The 17,349-nt window shown below is 69.9% G+C and carries 18 protein-coding genes; 12 read left to right on the top strand and 6 right to left on the bottom strand.

Annotation, left to right across the window (positions count from 1 at the left end; all coding sequences use genetic code 11):
• Positions 1–162 precede the first annotated feature (162 nt).
• A complete protein-coding gene (locus AB0B91_RS09475; protein ID WP_358317816.1) occupies positions 163–1,029 on the bottom strand; it encodes a fumarylacetoacetate hydrolase family protein in 867 nt (288 codons plus the stop codon).
• A 106-nt stretch (positions 1,030–1,135) separates the two neighbouring features.
• Here AB0B91_RS09475 and AB0B91_RS09470 point away from each other — a divergent pair, with 106 nt between their 5' ends.
• The 10 genes from AB0B91_RS09470 to AB0B91_RS09425 all read left to right on the top strand — a co-directional run bounded on the left by AB0B91_RS09470 (position 1,136) and on the right by AB0B91_RS09425 (position 11,474).
• Entirely contained in the window at positions 1,136–1,837 is a 702-nt protein-coding gene (locus AB0B91_RS09470) for a FadR/GntR family transcriptional regulator (RefSeq protein ID WP_358317815.1), read from the top strand.
• Between the two features lie 8 nt (positions 1,838–1,845).
• Entirely contained in the window at positions 1,846–2,610 is a 765-nt protein-coding gene (locus AB0B91_RS09465; protein WP_358317814.1) for an enoyl-CoA hydratase/isomerase family protein, read from the top strand.
• Positions 2,610–3,788: a CoA transferase gene (locus tag AB0B91_RS09460; protein ID WP_358317813.1), complete on the top strand. Its 1,179-nt coding sequence runs from the start codon at positions 2,610–2,612 to the stop codon at positions 3,786–3,788. The genes AB0B91_RS09465 and AB0B91_RS09460 overlap by 1 nt, the downstream gene beginning before the upstream one ends.
• A complete protein-coding gene (locus AB0B91_RS09455; protein ID WP_358317812.1) occupies positions 3,776–4,819 on the top strand; it encodes a hypothetical protein in 1,044 nt (347 codons plus the stop codon). Before AB0B91_RS09460 ends, AB0B91_RS09455 begins: the two co-directional genes overlap by 13 nt.
• Positions 4,816–5,520: an SDR family oxidoreductase gene (locus AB0B91_RS09450; RefSeq protein ID WP_358317811.1), complete on the top strand. Its 705-nt coding sequence runs from the start codon at positions 4,816–4,818 to the stop codon at positions 5,518–5,520. The genes AB0B91_RS09455 and AB0B91_RS09450 overlap by 4 nt, the downstream gene beginning before the upstream one ends.
• Positions 5,517–6,563: an aldose 1-epimerase family protein gene (locus tag AB0B91_RS09445; RefSeq protein ID WP_358317810.1), complete on the top strand. Its 1,047-nt coding sequence runs from the start codon at positions 5,517–5,519 to the stop codon at positions 6,561–6,563. The genes AB0B91_RS09450 and AB0B91_RS09445 overlap by 4 nt, the downstream gene beginning before the upstream one ends.
• Before the next feature lie 296 nt (positions 6,564–6,859).
• A complete protein-coding gene (locus AB0B91_RS09440) occupies positions 6,860–8,254 on the top strand; it encodes a family 2B encapsulin nanocompartment shell protein (RefSeq protein WP_358317809.1) in 1,395 nt (464 codons plus the stop codon).
• A gap of 29 nt (positions 8,255–8,283) precedes the next feature.
• Positions 8,284–9,465 carry a family 2 encapsulin nanocompartment cargo protein terpene cyclase gene (locus AB0B91_RS09435; protein ID WP_358317808.1) on the top strand — a complete coding sequence of 394 codons (1,182 nt, stop codon included), beginning with the start codon at positions 8,284–8,286 and terminating at the stop codon, positions 9,463–9,465.
• A gap of 41 nt (positions 9,466–9,506) precedes the next feature.
• On the top strand, positions 9,507–10,361 hold the full coding sequence (locus AB0B91_RS09430) for a geranyl diphosphate 2-C-methyltransferase (protein ID WP_358317807.1): 855 nt from the start codon (positions 9,507–9,509) through the stop codon (positions 10,359–10,361).
• 96 nt (positions 10,362–10,457) lie between these two features.
• Positions 10,458–11,474, top strand: coding sequence for a LacI family DNA-binding transcriptional regulator (locus AB0B91_RS09425; RefSeq protein ID WP_358317806.1), 1,017 nt, complete (start codon positions 10,458–10,460; stop codon positions 11,472–11,474).
• Here AB0B91_RS09425 and AB0B91_RS09420 read toward each other — a convergent pair.
• The 5 genes from AB0B91_RS09420 to AB0B91_RS09400 all read right to left on the bottom strand — a co-directional run bounded on the left by AB0B91_RS09420 (position 11,471) and on the right by AB0B91_RS09400 (position 15,885).
• Positions 11,471–12,340, bottom strand: coding sequence for a nucleoside hydrolase (locus tag AB0B91_RS09420; RefSeq protein WP_358317805.1), 870 nt, complete (start codon positions 12,338–12,340; stop codon positions 11,471–11,473). The two genes, AB0B91_RS09425 and AB0B91_RS09420, sit on opposite strands and share 4 nt — an antisense overlap.
• 21 nt (positions 12,341–12,361) lie before the next feature.
• Entirely contained in the window at positions 12,362–13,147 is a 786-nt protein-coding gene (locus AB0B91_RS09415; RefSeq protein ID WP_358317804.1) for a carbohydrate ABC transporter permease, read from the bottom strand.
• Between the two features lie 2 nt (positions 13,148–13,149).
• Positions 13,150–13,995, bottom strand: coding sequence for a sugar ABC transporter permease (locus AB0B91_RS09410; RefSeq protein ID WP_358317803.1), 846 nt, complete (start codon positions 13,993–13,995; stop codon positions 13,150–13,152).
• Positions 13,992–15,290: a sugar ABC transporter substrate-binding protein gene (locus AB0B91_RS09405; protein WP_358317802.1), complete on the bottom strand. Its 1,299-nt coding sequence runs from the start codon at positions 15,288–15,290 to the stop codon at positions 13,992–13,994. Before AB0B91_RS09405 ends, AB0B91_RS09410 begins: the two co-directional genes overlap by 4 nt.
• Before the next feature lie 130 nt (positions 15,291–15,420).
• Complete coding sequence (locus AB0B91_RS09400) at positions 15,421–15,885, bottom strand: PPOX class F420-dependent oxidoreductase (protein WP_358317801.1); 465 nt, start codon at positions 15,883–15,885, stop codon at positions 15,421–15,423.
• A 116-nt stretch (positions 15,886–16,001) separates the two neighbouring features.
• Between AB0B91_RS09400 and AB0B91_RS09395 the strand changes: the two genes are divergently transcribed.
• Both AB0B91_RS09395 and AB0B91_RS09390 read left to right on the top strand, forming a co-directional pair.
• Positions 16,002–16,343: a helix-turn-helix transcriptional regulator gene (locus AB0B91_RS09395; protein WP_358317800.1), complete on the top strand. Its 342-nt coding sequence runs from the start codon at positions 16,002–16,004 to the stop codon at positions 16,341–16,343.
• A 94-nt stretch (positions 16,344–16,437) separates the two neighbouring features.
• Positions 16,438–17,331, top strand: a complete 894-nt coding sequence (locus tag AB0B91_RS09390) for a TIGR03620 family F420-dependent LLM class oxidoreductase (protein WP_358317799.1) — start codon at positions 16,438–16,440, stop codon at positions 17,329–17,331.
• Positions 17,332–17,349: the final 18 nt, after the last annotated feature.

Raw genomic sequence — 17,349 nt, 5'->3', positions numbered from 1 at the left:
CGTAAAGATCATTATTGGCCGGTTAGGTGATCTTGGATGGACGAGCGGTAAACGTTTGCTGTCTACCGGCCTTCCGTCACGGAACGCGATCGAACGCCCCCGGGCGGATACGACAGGGCCGGGCACCAGCGACAGTGCCCGGCCGCGTTGAATCCACCCCGATCAGCGCATGGCGGCCAGGCCCTTCACCACGGCGCTGGTCAGCGTGCCGATCTCGGCGATGCCGATGGTCACGGTGTCACCGTCGTGCAGCGTGAACGGCAGGTCGGGGACCAGGCTGGTGCCGGTGGACAGCACCGCGCCGTCGGGGAAGGCGTCCGCCCGGAACAGATACCCGGCCAGGTCGTCCAGGCGCCGGTGCAGCTCCGAAGTGGACGCCTTGCCGTCCCAGACCATCTCCCCCGCCCTGGCGATGGTCAGCGTGATGTCCAGCGCGTACGGGTCGGCCACCTCCCAGACGGGCCTGATCGCCGGGCCGACCGCGCACGCGCCCAGATAGATCTTGGCCTGCGGCAGGTACAGCGGGTTGACCCCCTCGATGGTGCGCGAGCTGACGTCGTCGACCACCGTGTAGCCCGCGATCTCGCCCGCGGAGTTCAGCACCAGGCCCAGCTCCGGCTCCGGCACGTCGATCTCCGAGTCGGCGCGTACGGCGATCCGGCCGCCGTCCCCCGACACCTTCCAGGCCACGGACTTGAAGAACAGCTCGGGCCGCTCGGCGTCGTAGACGAGCTCGTACACGTCGGCCGCCCGCTCGCTCTCGGTCACCCGCGCCTCGCGTGAACGCCGATAGGTGACGCCCGCGGCCCACACCTCCATCAGCCCGTCCACGGGTGCGAGCCGGCGGACGGACGCGGACGGATGCCGCGGGCCGGACGCGGCGGCGCACCGCTCGCGCAGCTCCGCGACGGGCAGGCGGAGCAGCTCGCCGACGGTGGTGACGCCCTCCAGCTGCGTCACCTGGTCGCCGTCGTCGATGCCGACGGCGTCCGCGCTGGTCAGCGGGCTGACAAAACGTACGATGTGCATGACACTCCCAGCTTCATCTGATGAAGTCCGAACTTCATCAGATGAATGTCTATGAAAAAGCCGACCGTCCCGATACTGTGCCAAACATCCGAATACGGAGGAAACCGTGGCAACCGATCCTTACCCGGACACGGCCCGGCATGCCCACGTCGTGCACGCCCTGGGTGCCCGGATCGTCGACGGCTCGCTGGTCCCCGGCACGCCCATCCCGATCGAGGAGCAGTTGGTCAACGAGCTCGGCGTGGGCCGTTCGGCCGTACGGGAAGGCGTGAAGGTGCTGGCCGGCAAGGGCCTGCTGGAGACCAGGAGGAGCGCGGGCACCCGCGTCCGTCCGCGCGAGTCCTGGAACCTGCTCGACGCCGACGTGCTGAGCTGGCGGTTCGTGCCCGACGCGGCACCCGGGGACATCCGGGTGCTGGCCGACCTGCGGGTCGCGCTGGAGCCCGGGGCGGCCCGGGTGGCGGCCGAGCGGGCGGACGCGGCGGCCATCCAGCGCATCGACGAGGCCCTGGCCGCGCTGCACGCCACGGCCGACGACCCCGACCCCTTCATCGGCGCCGACCTGGCCTTTCACCGGGCGGTGTTCGGCGCCGCCGACAACGACCTGCTGCTCTACATCTACGACATGATCAGCATCGCCCTGCGCTCGGTACGGCAGGTGCACACCCGATCGGTCGCCCACAACAAGGAAACGCTGCCCAATCACGAGCGCGTGGCCGTGGCCATCAGGCGCCGCCATCACCGCAAGGCCGAGGAGGCCATGCGCGAGGTGGTCGAGGTCGCCCGGGCCGACGCGCTCCACTGCTGAGGGGATCCATGGACGTCCTTCTCGACGTGGACGGCCCGGTGGCCGTCATCACCCTGAACAGACCCGCCAAGCTCAACGCCATCACCCCCGAGATGGCCGGCGCGCTGCGTGCCTGCCTCGACCGCGTGGACGCCGACCCCGGCATCCGGGTGGCCGTGCTCACCGGCGCAGGAGAGCGCTCGTTCTGCGTGGGCAGCGACATTCGCGAGCTCGACGCGTACGCCACGCCGTGGGAGTTCCGCAACCGCGGCGACTACGGCGACGCGGTCCGCGCGCTGCGCAAGCCGATCATCGCCGCCGTCAACGGCTACGCCTACGGCGGCGGGCTGGAGCTGGCCATGGCCTGCGACATCCGGCTGGCCGCGAGCACCGCCACGTTCGCCGCTCCCGAGATCAAGCTCGGCTGGATCGGCGGCAGCGGCCAGTCGGCCCTGCTCGCCCACGCCGTCGGCCCCGGCAACGCGGCCGTCATGCTGCTCACCGGCGACCCGATCGACGCCGCGCGGGCCAAGGACTGGGGGCTGGTCACCGAGGTGCTGCCCCCGGAGGAGCTGCTGCCGGCCGTACGGGAACTGGCCGGGAAGATCGCCGCCCGGCCACCGATCGCCGCCCAGACGGCCAAGGCCAACCTCAGGGCGGCGTACGCGATGCCCCTCGACCAGGCCATCCAGTACGAACGCGACCTGCAGACCGTCTGCTTCGCCACCGCCGACGCGGCCGAGGGCCGGGCCGCGTTCGCCGCGCGCCGCGAGCCCGTCTTCGAGGGGCGCTGATGGGCGTCCTCGACGGTTACCGCGTGGTCGACCTGTCCATCGCCATGGCCGGGCCACTGGCCGCCATGCGCCTGGGCGACCTGGGCGCGGACGTGATCAAGGTGGAGCCGGTGACCGGCGAGTGGCAGCGCCACGCTCCCGCCGGAGACGCCACGGGCAATCGCGTCAACGCCTCGTTCCTGTCCCTCAACCGCAACAAGCGCAGCCTGGCCGTGAACCTCAAGTCGGACGAGGGCCGCGACATCGTCCACCGGCTGGCCGCGACGGCGGACGTGTTCCTGCAGAACTACCGGCCCGGCGTGGCTGAGCGGCTCGGCATGGACCACGACACCATCAGCGGGCTCAATCCGCGCGTCGTCTACGTCTCCATGTCCGGGTACGGCGAGACCGGCCCGTACGTGTCACGGCCGGGACAGGACCTGCTGCTCCAGGCCATGAGCGGCGCCATGCTCAGCACCGGCCGCGACGGCGATCCCCCGGCGCCCGCCGGCACCTACGCGATCGACGCGATCACCGCCTACAGCGCCTTCGAGGGCACGCTGGCCGCGCTGCTGCACCGCGAGCGCACCGGCGAGGCCCAGCGGGTGAGCGTCAACATGCTCGACGCGGCCATCGCCGTACAGATGCAGGAGCTGTCGGTCTTCACCGTCGGCGGGGTCCCGCAGCAGCGCGGGCGCGAGCCGCACGGCCACACCTACATCCGCGCGCCGTACGGGGTGTTCGCCACCAAGGACGGCTACCTCGCGCTCGGCATGCCCCGGCTCGACGGGCTGGCCGTCGCCCTCGACCTCCCCGAACTGGCCGGCATGGACGGCCACACCCAGCGCGACGAGATCACCTCGACGGTCGCCCGGCGACTGCCCGAACGCACCACCGCCGAGTGGCTGGAGATCTGCGCCCGCCACGACCTGTGGGCCGGCCCGGTGTACGGCTACGCGGAGCTGGTGGCCGACCCGCAGGTGCGGCACAACGGCTCGTTCGTCACCTACGACCACCGCACCGAGGGCACGGTCACCACGCCCGGCTTCCCGTACGCCTTCAGCGCCACCCCGCCCCAGGTACGCAGGGGCGCGCCGCTGGTGGGCGAGCACACCGCAGAGATACTCGGCGAGCTCGGCTACCCGGCGGAACGTACGGCCGAGCTGGTGGAGAAGGGTGTGCTGGCGTGCGAGGACTGACCTGGGACCACCCCCGCGGCCACGCCCCGCTCGACGAGCTCACCCGCCTCGACCTGGCCGGGCCGAACCCGTACGGGGACGTGCCCGAGCCGATCCACTGGGACCGCCAGCCGCTCGAAGGGTTCGAGTCCGAGCCGATCGCCGCGCTCTGCGAGTCGTACGACGTGCTGGTGATCGACCATCCCGGGCTGGGCGCGGCGCTGGACTCGCTGGTGCCGATGGACGAGCTGTTCTCGGCGGCCGAGCTGGCGCGCTTCCGTTCGGGGACGGTCGGCCGCTCGTATGACAGCTACCACCTGGACGGGCGCCAGTGGGCGCTGCCGCTCGACGCGGCCGCCCAGGTGGCCGCCGCCTGGCCGGGGGTGCATGTCCCGGAGACGTGGCCCGAGACGGTGGAGTTCGCGCGGGGCGGCGGGCGGTTGGCGCTGTGCCTGGGCGGGCCGCACGCGTTCCTCATGTTCTGCGCGCTGTGCTCGGGCGACTTCCTCGACCGCGAAGAGGGACTGCGGGCGCTGGAGCTGATGGCCGAGCTGCTCGCGCTCGCGGACCCCGACGTCTCGCTACGCAACCCGATCAGCGTCCTCGACGCCATGGCGGCGGGCGGCCCCGACCTCTGCCCTCTGGTGTACGGCTACGCCACCTACCCACTGGCCTTCGCCGACGCCCCCACCTGGCCCGGCCGGGCACCGGGCAGCGTCCTCGGCGGCACCGGCCTGGCGGTCTCCAAGAAACGGATCGGCGCCGGTGGGATCCGCGACGCGGTGCGCGCCCACCTGCGGCGGCTGCTGTCGGAGCCGGTGCAGACCGGACTGTTCCCCGCCACCGGGGGCCAGCCCGCCGCCCGTTCCGTCTGGGACGAGGCGGGTTTCTACCGCGACACCCGCGACACCGTGGAGGCGGCCTGGATCCGGCCACGCTTCCCCGGCTACATCGCCAAGCAGGAGCGGACCTCCGCTCTGATCCGCGACGGCCTGACCGCCGCCAGGCCGGCCCGCGCCGTCCTCGACGACCTGCACAAGGAGTGGACATGACCACGGCGCTGGTAACCGGCGCGGCCGGAGCGCTCGGCCGGGCCATCGTCCGCCGCCTGGCCGCCGACGGCCACCAGGTGGCGGCGCTCGACCTCGACGCCGGCTCGCTCGACGGCACCCTCAACCTGGCGGCCGACCTGCGCGACCCGGCCGCCATCGAGGACGCCTTCGCCCGTACGGCCGACCGGCTCGGACCGGTCGGCGTCCTGGTCAACAACGCGGCCATCTATCCCAGCAGGCCCTTCCTGGAGGTGCCGCTGGCCGAGTACGACGACGTGCACGCGGTCAACCAGCGCGCCTACTGGCTGGCGGCCCAGCACGCGGCCAGGCAGATGACCTCGCTGGGCGCGGGCGCGATCATCAACATCGCGTCGATCACCATGCACGGCGGCTGGCCCGACCTGGCCGCCTACGTCGCCACCAAGGGCGCCGCCACCGCCCTGACCAGGGCCCTGGCCCGCGAGCTCGGCCCGCGCGAGATCCGCGTCAACTGCGTCTCGCCCGGCGCCTTCCCCACGGCCGCCGAGGAGATCCACCCCGATCCCGAGGCGTACAACCGGTTCGTCCTGGAACGGCAGGCGCTCCAGCGGCGCGGCCGGCCGGAGGAGCTGGCCGCCGTGGTGTCCTTTCTCGCCGGACCCGACGCGTCGTTCGTCACCGGCCAGACCATCGAAGTCAACGGAGGGTGGGTGATGGCATGACGCCGACCCGCAGGCAACTGGCGGAACTCACCGGCGACCCGGCCGCGGCCGGCGGGGTCCGCCTGGTGACGCTCGCCGACGGCGCCGAACGCGGCATCCGGACGCTGGAGTTCCGCACCGGTTCGGGACTGGCCTTCGACGTGCTGGTCGACCGGTGCATGGACATCGGCGCGGCCGAGCACGCCGGGCGGTCCTTCGGCTGGCGCTCCCCCACCGGCTTCCGCCATCCGGGGCTGCACGAGAACGCCGACGAGGACGGCCTGTCCTGGCTGCGCTCCTTCTCCGGGCTCATGGTCACGGCCGGGCTCGACCACACCCTGTTCGGCGGCGAGGTGCCCGCCGACACCTATCGCTACCCGCCCCGCACGTCCGTACGGCATGGCCTGCACGGCCGGGCCGGCAACCTGCCCGCCCGGCTGACCGGCTACGGCGAGCGCTGGGACGGCGACCGCTGCGTCCTGTGGGCCGAGGGAGAGGTACGGCAGGCGGCGATCTTCGCCGAGAACCTGCGCCTGACCCGGCGCATCGAGGCCGACCTGGGCGGCGACGAGATCCGGCTGACCGACGTCGTGACCAACGCGGGGTTCGAGCCGACGCCGCACATGTTCCTGTACCACATCAACCTCGGCTGGCCCCTGCTCGACGAGGGCGCCCGGTTCGAGGCGGACATCCGCGAGACCCTCTGGCAGACCGACAGCGTCGCCGAGCAGGGGGCCGACCACCTGACTCTCCCGGGTCCGGTGCCGGGGTTCGTGGAGCAGGTGTACGAACACGCGCTGAACCCCGACGCCCAAGGCCTGCACCGGGTCGCGGTGGTCAACGACCGGCTGGGCATGAAGGTCAGTGTGGAGTGGCGGGACGCGCAGTTCCCGTGCTTCTTCGAGTGGCTGAACCTGCGTTCCGGCAACTACGCGGTCGGTCTGGAGCCGTCCACCCACCACGTGGGCGGCGACGCGGCGGCCCGGGAGGACGGCAGCATGATCTGGCTCGGCCCCCAGGAGTCGCGCACCTACCAGACCACTTTCAGGGTCGAGACGCTGTGATTTCCCAATAGATTGGCACGTACTCGGATTGTTGAATATAGGGAAATAAAGCCGGATTTGTCGGTGGCGCAAGAGGGCCAAAGGGCCATTGCCTGGTCGCGGAACGGCCTTTAGCATCGAAGACGTCGCGACCGAACCCCAAGCGTGAGGCGACCGATAATTCGATGACGACGCCGCTCACATTCCGCGCCACCAGGACTGAGGAATTATCCTCGTCGATCTGATTTCTCCGGAAGCGATTTCCCACCCGTACGAGCTGACGGGTTTGATTCCACGATCAGAGAGTGCGAGGAAACATGTCCACCGAGCAAGGGGAAAAGCCGCTGAGCCTGGGCACCCGGGCCGCGCGCAACCTGGCCACCACCACCAAGACCCGCCCGCAGATGCAGGCCATCACCTCCCGCTGGCTGCTGCGCATGCTTCCGTGGGTGGACGTGGCCGGGGGCACCTACCGGGTCAACCGCCGGCTCACCCACGCGGTGGGACGCGGCCGGGTCAGCGTGGTGCAGGACGGGGCCGACGATGTGTGGATCATCCCGGAGACGCTCGCGGAGCTGCCCGCCCTGCACGGGTTCGGCGACCTGGACGTGCTGGGCGCGCTCGCCTCGACGTTCACCGCGCGGCACTTCCAGGCCGGGGAGGTCATCGTCGAGGCCGGGGCGCCGGTCACCGAGACCTTCGTCATCGCCCACGGCCGGCTCAACCGGCTGTCCACCGGCCAGTACGGCGGCACGGTGACCCTCGGGGTCATCGCGGACGGCGACCAGTTCGGCGACGAGGCCTTCGAACAGGACGCTCCCCGGTGGCCCTACTCGATCAGGGCCACCACCGCCGGGACGGTCATGGTGTCGCCGCGCCAGGAGTTCCAGAGGCTGATCGACGGTTCGCCCGCCCTGCGGGCCCATATCCAGAGTTACCTGGAGGGCACCCGCAAACCGGTCAACAAACGCGGCGAGGCGGCGGTCAAGGTGGCCGCCGGGCACGTCGGCGAGCCGCACCTCGACGGCACCTTCGTGGACTACGAGCTCAATCCGCGCGAGTACGAACTGAGCGTCTCGCAGACCATCCTGCGGGTCCACACCCGTGTGGCCGACCTCTACAACGACCCGATGAACCAGTTCGAGGAGCAGCTCCGCCTGACGATCCACGAGATCCGCGAACGCCAGGAATGGGAGATGCTCAACAACCGCGAGTTCGGGCTGCTGCACAACGCGGATTACGGACAGCGGATCAACACCTGGTCAGGCCCGCCGACCCCGGACGACCTGGACGACCTGATCAGCATGCGCCGCAAGACCCGCCTGCTGCTCGCGCATCCCAAGGCGATCGCGGCCTTCTTCCGCGAATGCAACAAGCGCGGACTGGCCGTGGGCAGCGCCAACGTCAACGGCCATGAGATCCCGGCCTGGCGCGGCATCCCGATCTTCCCCTGCGGCAAGATCCCGATCACCGACGGGCACACCACCTCGATCGTGGCCATGCGCACGGGCGAGGAGGACCAGGGGGTGGTCGGCCTCCACCAGGTCGGCATCCCCGAGGAGTACGAGCCCGGCCTCAACGTCCGGTTCATGGAGACCAACAGCCAGGCGGTCATGTCCTACCTGGTCAGCGCCTACTACTCGACGGCGATCCTGGTTCCCGACGCGATCGGGATCCTGGAGAACGCCAACATCGCCGCCCCTCGATCCTGACCGATTCACCATCGTTGGAAGAGGGCGTCATGTCCGCAGACGACACCACAGAACCTCCCGCCGCCATCACCCTGCCCGGCCCCACCGGCCTGGGCACCTCGGCGCTGCGCGTCCTGCTCCCGGACCGGCGGCCCGCGCCCAGGCCCTGTGAGCACGACGGCCACGAACCTCCGCTGCCGCAGCTGACCCTTCCGGGCGCCGTACGCAAGCACAGCCTCGCGCCCCTCACCTACCAGGAGCGGGAGTGGGGCGACGGATCGTATCCGCCGCTGTACTGCCCCGAGACCGTACGGATCGACGAGGACCTGGCCGACGAGGTCAACCGGCGGCTGGTGGCGTGGGCGGAGCGGGTCGGGATCCACGAGGGCCGGATGAAGGAGTTCGGCGACACGGGCTACGGCCGGCTGGCCATGCTCACCCACCCCGACACGGACGACGCCGACATGCTGCTGGTCGCGGCGCAGATGAACGCCGCCTGGTGGGCGGCCGACGACTACTACGCCGACGAGACCGAGCTGGGCGCGACACCGACCGAGCTGCCGCCGCGGCTGGCACTGGTGACCTCCGCCATGGACCCGCCCCCGCCCGCGGGCGGCTACACCTCCCAGCTCGAGGACGCGATCCAGGCCGACCCCGTCCTGGTCTCGCTGAGGTCGAGCATCAGCCACGTCTCCCGGCACGCCACCCCGTCACAGGTCGGCCGCGTCTGCAACATCACCTCCCAGATGTACGTGAGCTGGGCCGCCTACGCGGCCTGGCGCTATCTGGAGACGCCGCCGCCGGTCTGGCGTTACCTCGCGGCACGTCAGCACGACAGCTTCTACACCTCCATGACGCTGATCGACATCGTGGGCGGTTACCAGCTGCCCGCCGACCTCTTCTTCGAGCGGCGCTTCCACACCGCGCTCATGCAGGCGGGCACCGCCAGCGTCCTGGTCAACGACCTGTACTCCGTCGAGAAGGAGGCCGCCGACGAGCTCCCGGACTCCAACGTGATCCTGCTCATCGCGGCCGAGGAGAAGTGTTCGACCCGCGAGGCGACCGAACGCGCGGTCGCCCTCCACAACGATCTCGTCAGGGGCTTCGAATCCAGCCGGCGCGAGCTCACCGCCGTCCCGTCAGCCGAACTCCACCGGTTCCTGCGCGGAGCGCAGGGGTGGATGGCCGGATGCCTCGAATGGCACGGCTCCACCAGCCGCTACCAGTCTTGACCCCGCTCCCCGCCGTTTCGCGAAGAAGGGAAATCCCCCAGGTGACCGCTACGCAGGATCCCACTGTCCTCAGCAGCCTCTACCAGCGATCCGTCGCCGACTACTGGAACACCGAGAAGAACCCGGTCAACCTCCGTCTGGGCGAGGTGGACGGCATCTACCACCATCACTACGGCATCGGCGACGTCGACTGGGCCGTGCTGGACGGCTCCGCGCAGACCCGGGACGAACGCGTGATCAGGGAGCTCCACCGGCTCGAATCAGCGCAGACCGACCTTCTCATGAGCTGGCTCGGCCCGCTCGAACCCCACCACCGGGTCATGGACGCGGGCTCGGGCAGAGGCGGCTCCAGCATCGTCGCCAATCTGCGTTTCGGCTGTCACGTGGACGGCGTGTCCATCTCCGAGTCCCAGGTCGCCTTCGCCAACGAGCAGGCCAGGCAGCGCGGCGTGGACGACAAGGTCCGCTTCCACTTCCGCAACATGCTCGACACCCGCTTCGAGTCTGGAACGTTCCAGGCGATCTGGAACAACGAGAGCACGATGTACGTCGAGCTCTCGCTGCTGTTCGCCGAGCACGCCCGGCTGCTGAACCGCGGTGGCCGATACGTCTGCATCACCGGCTGTTACAACGACGCCTACGGCCTGCCGTCCCGGGCCATCAGCCAGATCAACGCGCACTACATCTGCGATATCCACCCGCGCAGCACCTACTTCAAGGAAATGGCGGCCAACCGCCTGGTCCCCATCAGCGTCGTGGACCTCACGCCCGCGACGATCCCCTACTGGGAACTACGCGCCAAGAGCAGCCTTGCCACCGGAATCGAGCAGCCCTTCCTCGACGCCTACAAGAACGGCAGCTTCCAGTACCTCCTCATCGCCGCCGACCGCGCCTGACAGACGTGCCCCCGGCCGCCGCCACGCGATCGTCGCAGGCGGCACCCCTCCTGGGGGCGCGCCCGTCCAACGGTGCTGGTTCGCAGGTAAAGTGGTGTGATCGTGGTAACCCGTAATGACGTGGCGCGCCTGGCCGGGACCTCACCCGCCGTGGTCAGTTATGTGATGAACAACGGTCCCAAGCCGGTGTCCGCGGCGACCAAGAGCCGGGTGCTGGCCGCCGTCGAGGAGCTGGGCTACCGTCCCAACGCCGTGGCCAGGTCGTTGCGTGCGCGGCGGACGTGGACGATCGGCGTCATCGCCTCCGACAGCGCGGGCGGCAAGAGCCCGTTCTTCGGCGAGTTCACCCGGTCGTGCGAGGACGTGGCCTGGGAGCGCGGCTACTCCGTCCTGCTCGGCAACTCGGCCGAGCAGCCCGTACGCGCCGAGGGCTACGTGCGCTCCTTCCTGGAGCGGCAGGTCGACGGGCTGGTGCTGATGCGCGTACGCCCGTCGGCCCAGCAGGTCAAGGAGCTGGAGGGGCGCACCCCGGTCGTGACGATCGACCACGAGGCACCACCGTTCTTCTCCAGGCTGGCCGTCGACGACGAGGAAGGCGGTTATCTCGCCGCCAAGCACCTGGCCGGGCACGGGCACACCCGGCTCGCGTTCATCGGCGGGCCGCTGGACATCATGGCGGTAGAGCTGCGGCTGGCTGGCTGGCGCAAAGGGCTGGCCGAGAAGGGGCTCGACAGTTCACTGGTCGCGCATGCCGCGATCAGCCTGGAGGGCGGCTATTCGGCCGCCGCCGAGCTGCTGGCCGAACAGCGCCCGACGGCGCTGTTCGCCACCACCGACCACCAGGCGATCGGCGCCATGCGCGCCGCCGCCGACCTGGGCCTGCGGGTGCCCGCCGACCTGGCGATCGTCGGGTTCGACGGGGCGCGCGAGTCCGCGTTCACCGTGCCGGGCCTGACGACGATCAGGCAGCCGATCGACGAGATGGCCCGCTTCGCCGCCGAGAAGCTGATCGCCGCCATCGAGCAGGGCGAGACCGAGCCGGTCACCCGGATCTTCCCCGCCGAGCTCGTCCGCCGTGGCTCATGCGGCTGCCAGGACCCGCGCACTCCCTAACGGGGTGCCGCGACGGTCCTGGCGACGATCTGCGCGGCCACCTCGTCCGCACGCGCCGCCACGGTGATCCTGGTACGGCCCGCGCCCTCGGTGAACACGCTGCCGCCCGTGGCGTCGATCGCCACATGGCCCTCCGCGGTGAACCCGAACAGCTCGGGCGTCAGCAGCGTCAGCACCGTGATCGGGTCGTGCGGGCTGTTCCACTCCTCGTTCCAGAACCGCCACCACTGCTCGATCTCCGCCTTCAGCGCCTTCCCGAACTCACCCGCCTCGGCGATCCTGGCCACGTCGCCGGCCTCCAGCCGCACAGTCGTGGTGATCTCCAGTCCGGTCACGGTGATCGGGGCGCCGGAGTCGAAAACGATCTTCGCGGCCTCGGGGTCGCACTTGAAGTTGTGCTCGGGCTCCAGGGAGTCGAAGCGGCCGCCCATGATCCACAGGTGCCGGACGTTCGCCGCGAACGACGGGTCGGCCTGGATGGCGTTCGCGATGTTGGTCAGCGGGCCGATCGCGACGACGTCGATCTCGCCCGGCGCCCGCCGCACCTGATCGGTGAGGTAGGTAGTGGCGTCCGGCTCGTGGGAGATCCGCTCGGTGTCGAGGTCGGTGAAGAGCTTGCCTTCGTGACCCGCCCACCAGACCTCGCGGTCGGTGAGCGTCTTCTCCGCGCCGGGCACCACGGTCACGGTACGGCCCGCGAGCCGTACCAGCCGCTTGGCCAGCCGCGCCCGCAGGGCCGTGTCACCGTAGACGGTGACGCAGCCCAGCAGGTCCACCTCCGGCGACCCGAGCAGGACGGCCAGCGCGAGCGCGTCGTCCACGTCGGAGCCGAGGTCGGTGTCGAGAATGATCTGACGGTCAGCCATGGTGGCCTTTCTCCAGGAGAGCTATTTGAGCCCGGTCGTCGCGATGGACTGGGTGAACTGGCGCTGGAAGCGCAGGATGATGGCCAGCGGGATCACGGTCAGCACGACCGAGCCGGCGAACAGCTGCCCGTAGTCGATGGTGAACTGCCCGCGCATGTTGGCCAGGGCGATCGGGCCGAGTTGATGGGCGGTGTCGGTGCCGATGAGCAGCGGCCAGACGTAGGCCTGCCACTGGAAGATGAACAGCGTCAGGCCCGCGCTGACGAGGGCGGGACGCGACAACGGCAGGTAGAGCCTGGCGAACACCCCGAACCAGCCCAGCCCGTCGATCCGCGCCGCCTCCACCAGCTCGGCCGGGATGGCCAGGAAGAACTGGCGCAGCAGGAAGATGGCCAGGCCGTGGCCGAGACCGGGCAGGATGAGGCCGGCGTAGGTGTTCTGCAGGTTCCAGTCGCGGAACAGCGTGGCCAGCGGGATCGCGATCGCGTCGAACGGGATGAGGAAGCTCAGCACGACCAGCCCGAAGAGCACGGCCTGGCCCCTGAACCTGATGGCCGACAGCCCGAACGCCGCCGCCGCGGAGATGGCCAGGCCGATCAGGACCGTGGCCAGCGCGACGAGCAGCGAGTTGGCGATGGCCCGGCCGAAGCCGCCGGTGAGCAGCGCCAGGTAGTTGGCGAGTGTCGGGTCAGTGGGAATCAGCGAGTTGCCGAGGTTGCCCGTGCCGCGCAGCGAGCTGCTGAGCGCCCACAGCAGGGGCAGCGCGAAAGCGAGGCCGACGAGCGCGGCGAGTGTCCTTCTGAGCATGCTCAGTCCTTGGCGCGCAGCAGGCGGAACTGGACGATGACCACCGCGAGCACGACCAGCACCAGCAGCATGACCTCGGCCTGGGCCAGGTTGAGGTCGCCGACGCTGTAGGCGCGGGTGAAGATGTCGAACATGGTGACGTTCGTGGACCCCTGCGGGCCGCCGTTGGTCAGCATCTGGACCGGGGCGAAGACCAGGAAGTTGGACACCGTGTCGGCCACCAGCACGAACGCCAGCGGCCTGCGCAGCAGCGGCAGCGTCACGTGCCAGAACCTGGCCCAGGAGGAGGCGCCGTCGATGCCCGCCGCCTCATAGAGCTCGCGCGGGATGTCCTGCATGCCGGCGATCAGGAACATCATCCAGTAGCCGACCCCGATCCACGACAGCAGCACGATCAGGCACCACAGCGCCTGCTGCGGCGAGGTCAGGAACGGCTGCTGCGGAATGCCGAGCACGTGCAGCACGGCGTTGAGCATCCCGTCGGGCCGGTAGGCCACGCTCCAGATGGCGGCCGACACCGCGGGCGGCACCGCGATCGGCAGGATCACCAGGGAGCGCAGGAAGCGCACCCCGGCGAACTTCTGGGTGTAGAGGACCGCCAGCGCCAGCGCCACCGCGATCTGCAACGGGTTCACGATCAGGCTGAACACCAGCGTGACCTTGACGCTCTGCAGGAACGTCGGGTCCTCGAACAGCGTCGCGTAATTGCCGAGCCCGACGAAGGACGTCTCGCCGGTGACCAGGCTGGTGTGCCGCAGGCTGCTGCCGACGGCGATGGCCGCGGGGATCAGCCGGAGCGCCAGCAGGGCCACCAGCGCGGGCGCCAGGAAGGCCAGCGCGACCTTCATCGAAGCTGCTTCCAGGCGGTGGTGATCTCCTGGGTCGCCTGGTCGAGCCGGGCCTTGGGGTCGGCGCCGTTGCGGATGTCGGCGAACGCCTTGGTCATGATGTCCTCGAACTGGATGTAGCCGACCGACCTGGGCCGCGCCACCGCCGTGTGCTGGGCGTCGTACGTCATGATCTCGCCGACGCCCTTCGCCTTCGCGTCGAGCAGGGGTACGTACTTCTCGAACGCCGCCTTGCTCGACGGGATGATCGTGGTGTTCTGCGTGGTCTGGAGGTTGCCTTCGGGGTCGAGCGCCGCGTACTCGATGAACTTCCGCGCCGCCGTCTGCTTCTTGGAGGCCGGGTTGACGCCCCACGACCACGAGCCGGTCGGGGTCACCGGCTTGCCGCCCTGGAAGTACGGGTACGGCGCGACGCCCCACTTCAGACCCTTGGCCGCGGCGAACGTGCCCACGTCCCACGGGCCGCCGGCGAAGAAGGCCACCTTGCCCTCGCTGAACAGCGGCGAGGTCTGGAAGGAGCCGACGCCACGCGGGGCCAGCTTGTTCGCGAACAGGCCGTGGTACCAGGTCATCGCCTTGACCCAGCCGTCGGTGGTGATGGCGGGCGTCAGCATCTCGGGGCCGGTGATCCCGGATCCGCCGCCGAGCGACTCGGCCAGGCTCTGGAGCTGGTAGAACTGCTCGATCTGCTCGGGGATGACCGCCCACTGGGCGCCGGCCTTCTCCTGCGCCTTCTTGCCGGCCTCGACCGTCTGCTCCCACGTCCACCGCTTGGCCGGGTCGCTCGACGGCGGCTGGACTCCCGCCTTCTCCAGCAGCTCGGTGTTGTAGAAGAGGAACTGGTCGGAGGTCCAGATGGGCAGCGCCCACAGCTTGTCCCTGAAGACGTTGACCTCGTACTGGCCGGGGAGCGCGGCGCTCTTCACCTTGTCCGTCAGATCGGTCAGGTCGGTGAGGAAGCCGCGGGTGGCGAGCGCGGCGACGCGCGGCTGGTCGACCGTGTAGACGTCGATCGAGTCGTCCTTGGCCGCGAGGCGCTGCTGGAGCACGCTGTTGAGCTGGTCGAAGGGGACCTGGGTGTAGGTCACCTTGAGCCCCGGGTTCTTGGCCTCGAATCCGGCGATGACCGGGGCGAAGGTCTTGGGATCCTCGGGGCCGACGAACTGGATCGGTCCCGCCGTGTCGGCGGCCCGGCTCGCGTCACCAGACCCACCTGACCCGCCTGACCCCCCCGACCCGCAGGCGGCCAGGGCGCCGGCCAGGGTTGCCGCGACTATCACCCTGTAGAACTTCATCCCCTAGCTCCTTCTGACTGAGGTCTACACGTGTCACCTTCAGTCGGGCCAGGATGCCATCAAGCGCCGGGAAGAACAAGCCCCAGGTCAGGCGGTTTTTACGCCATCCACCCGCAAATCGGGCGCGCCGCTACTGCACCAGCCGGGCGGGGAATCCGCCGGTCGCGATCGGGCTCCAGCGGTCGATGTGCAGGCGGATGAGGGACTTGTCCTGCCGCCGCATGGCCGCGCGATACTCATCCCAATCGGGATGCTCACCCGAGATGCACCGGTAGTACTCCACGAGCGCGTCGAGCGCCTCGGGCATGTCCAGCACCTCGGCACGCCCGTCGACCTGGACGTACGGGCCGTCCCAGTCGTCGGACAGCACGCAGATCGACGCCCGCTCGTCGCGGCGGGCGTTGCGCGTCTTGGCCCGGTCGGGATAGGTGGACACCACGATCCGGCCGCCCTCGTCGACCCCGCAGGAGACCGGCGAGAGCTGGGGCCGCCCGTCGGCACGGGTGGTCGACAGCAGGCCGTGATGCCTGGGACGGAGGAAATCCAGTAGTTCGGGCAGTTCGACACGGCTGGCGGTCGCGACCCTCGGAGCCATCTCACGTACCTTTCCGCGCCGGGCCGTCGGCGGCATCCGGCGTCAAGGCTCCGATCCTTTCATCCGCCCCCGACCTGGCAGACGCCGGGATGAACCTATACTCGTCTCGATCGCCCATGACTACACACACCACATCCTCACCGGACGCCTCCGCGCAGCTGCTTGAGGTGTTCAAGGCGCTCGCCAATCCCGTGCGGCTCCAGGTGCTCCAGTGGCTGCGCGATCCCGACCTCCATTTCCCGCCGGACCAGGCGATCGCGGACCAGCATGAGGTCGGCGTGTGCGTGAGCCACATTCAGGCCAAGACCGGGCTCGCGCAGTCGACCGTCTCCGCCTACATGGCCTCGCTGCAGCGTGCCGGGCTGGTCCGCGCCACTCGCGTGGGGAAGTGGACGCACTACCGGCGCGACGAGGAGCGCATCGCCCGGCTCGTCGACGTGCTCGGCCGCTCGCTTTAGCGTTCGCTACCCGGACTCCGCACGGGCTCCGCATTTGGTGTCATATCGACTTTCTGCGATACTTCGATTCGTACCGATTCGGCGAGGAGGAGCCATGGGCACGATCGACGGCATGGATGTGGGGCGCTTCGGGGTCTGGACGTTCGACTTCGAGGACCAGCCGGCGAGCATGATGCGAGAGTCCATCCAGGAGCTCGAAGAGCTCGGCTGGCCGGCGTTCTGGATCCCGGAACGGGACGGGCGCGAGGCGATGACGCACGCCGGGTTCCTGCTGTCCAGCACCGAGCGCATCAACGTCATCAACGGCATCGCGCGGATCTGGTCCCGCGAGCCACGATGGACCCAGGGCGCGGCGCTGCTCCTGGCCGACGCCTATCCGAACCGCCACCTGCTCGGTCTCGGCTTCGGGGGCGGGCGGCCCGGGGCCAAGCCTCTTCAGGCGATGAGCGAGTACCTGGATGAGATGGACGCCGCGACGAGCGCCAACCCCCTGCCACGGGCGCCGATGCGCCGCCTGCTGGCCGCGTACGGACCGAAGATGCTCGAACTGGCCCGCGACCGGTCCGAAGGCGCTCATACCTACCACGTGACGGTGGGGCACACGGCGCAGGCGCGGGAGGTGCTGGGCGACGGCCCGTTCCTCGGCGTCGAGCACGCGGTGCTCTTCGAGACCGACCCGGGCAAGGCGCGGGAGATCGCCCGCGAGCATCTGCACGTGTATTTCACGACGAAGTACAACATCGCCAAGTTCCTTCGCCTGGGCTACACCGAGGCGGACATCGACGGCGGCCGGGGCAGCGACCGGCTCGTCGACGACCTGGTGTTCTGGGGCGACCTCGACACGATCGTCGGCAAGCTGCACGACCACCTCGAGGCCGGCGCCGACCACGTCGGCATCCAGGTTCTCGGCGTCCAGCCCGGCCAGACGGCCATGCCGCGATGGCGGGAGCTGGCCGAGGCGCTGCTTCCCCAGCGAGCCGCCAAGTAGGACCGGCCGACACCCTCG

Origin of the sequence: Nonomuraea sp. NPDC049141, assembly GCF_040648415.1 — a bacterium.
Lineage (GTDB): Bacteria > Actinomycetota > Actinomycetes > Streptosporangiales > Streptosporangiaceae > Nonomuraea.
This window is presented reverse-complemented; position numbering and strand designations above follow the sequence as displayed.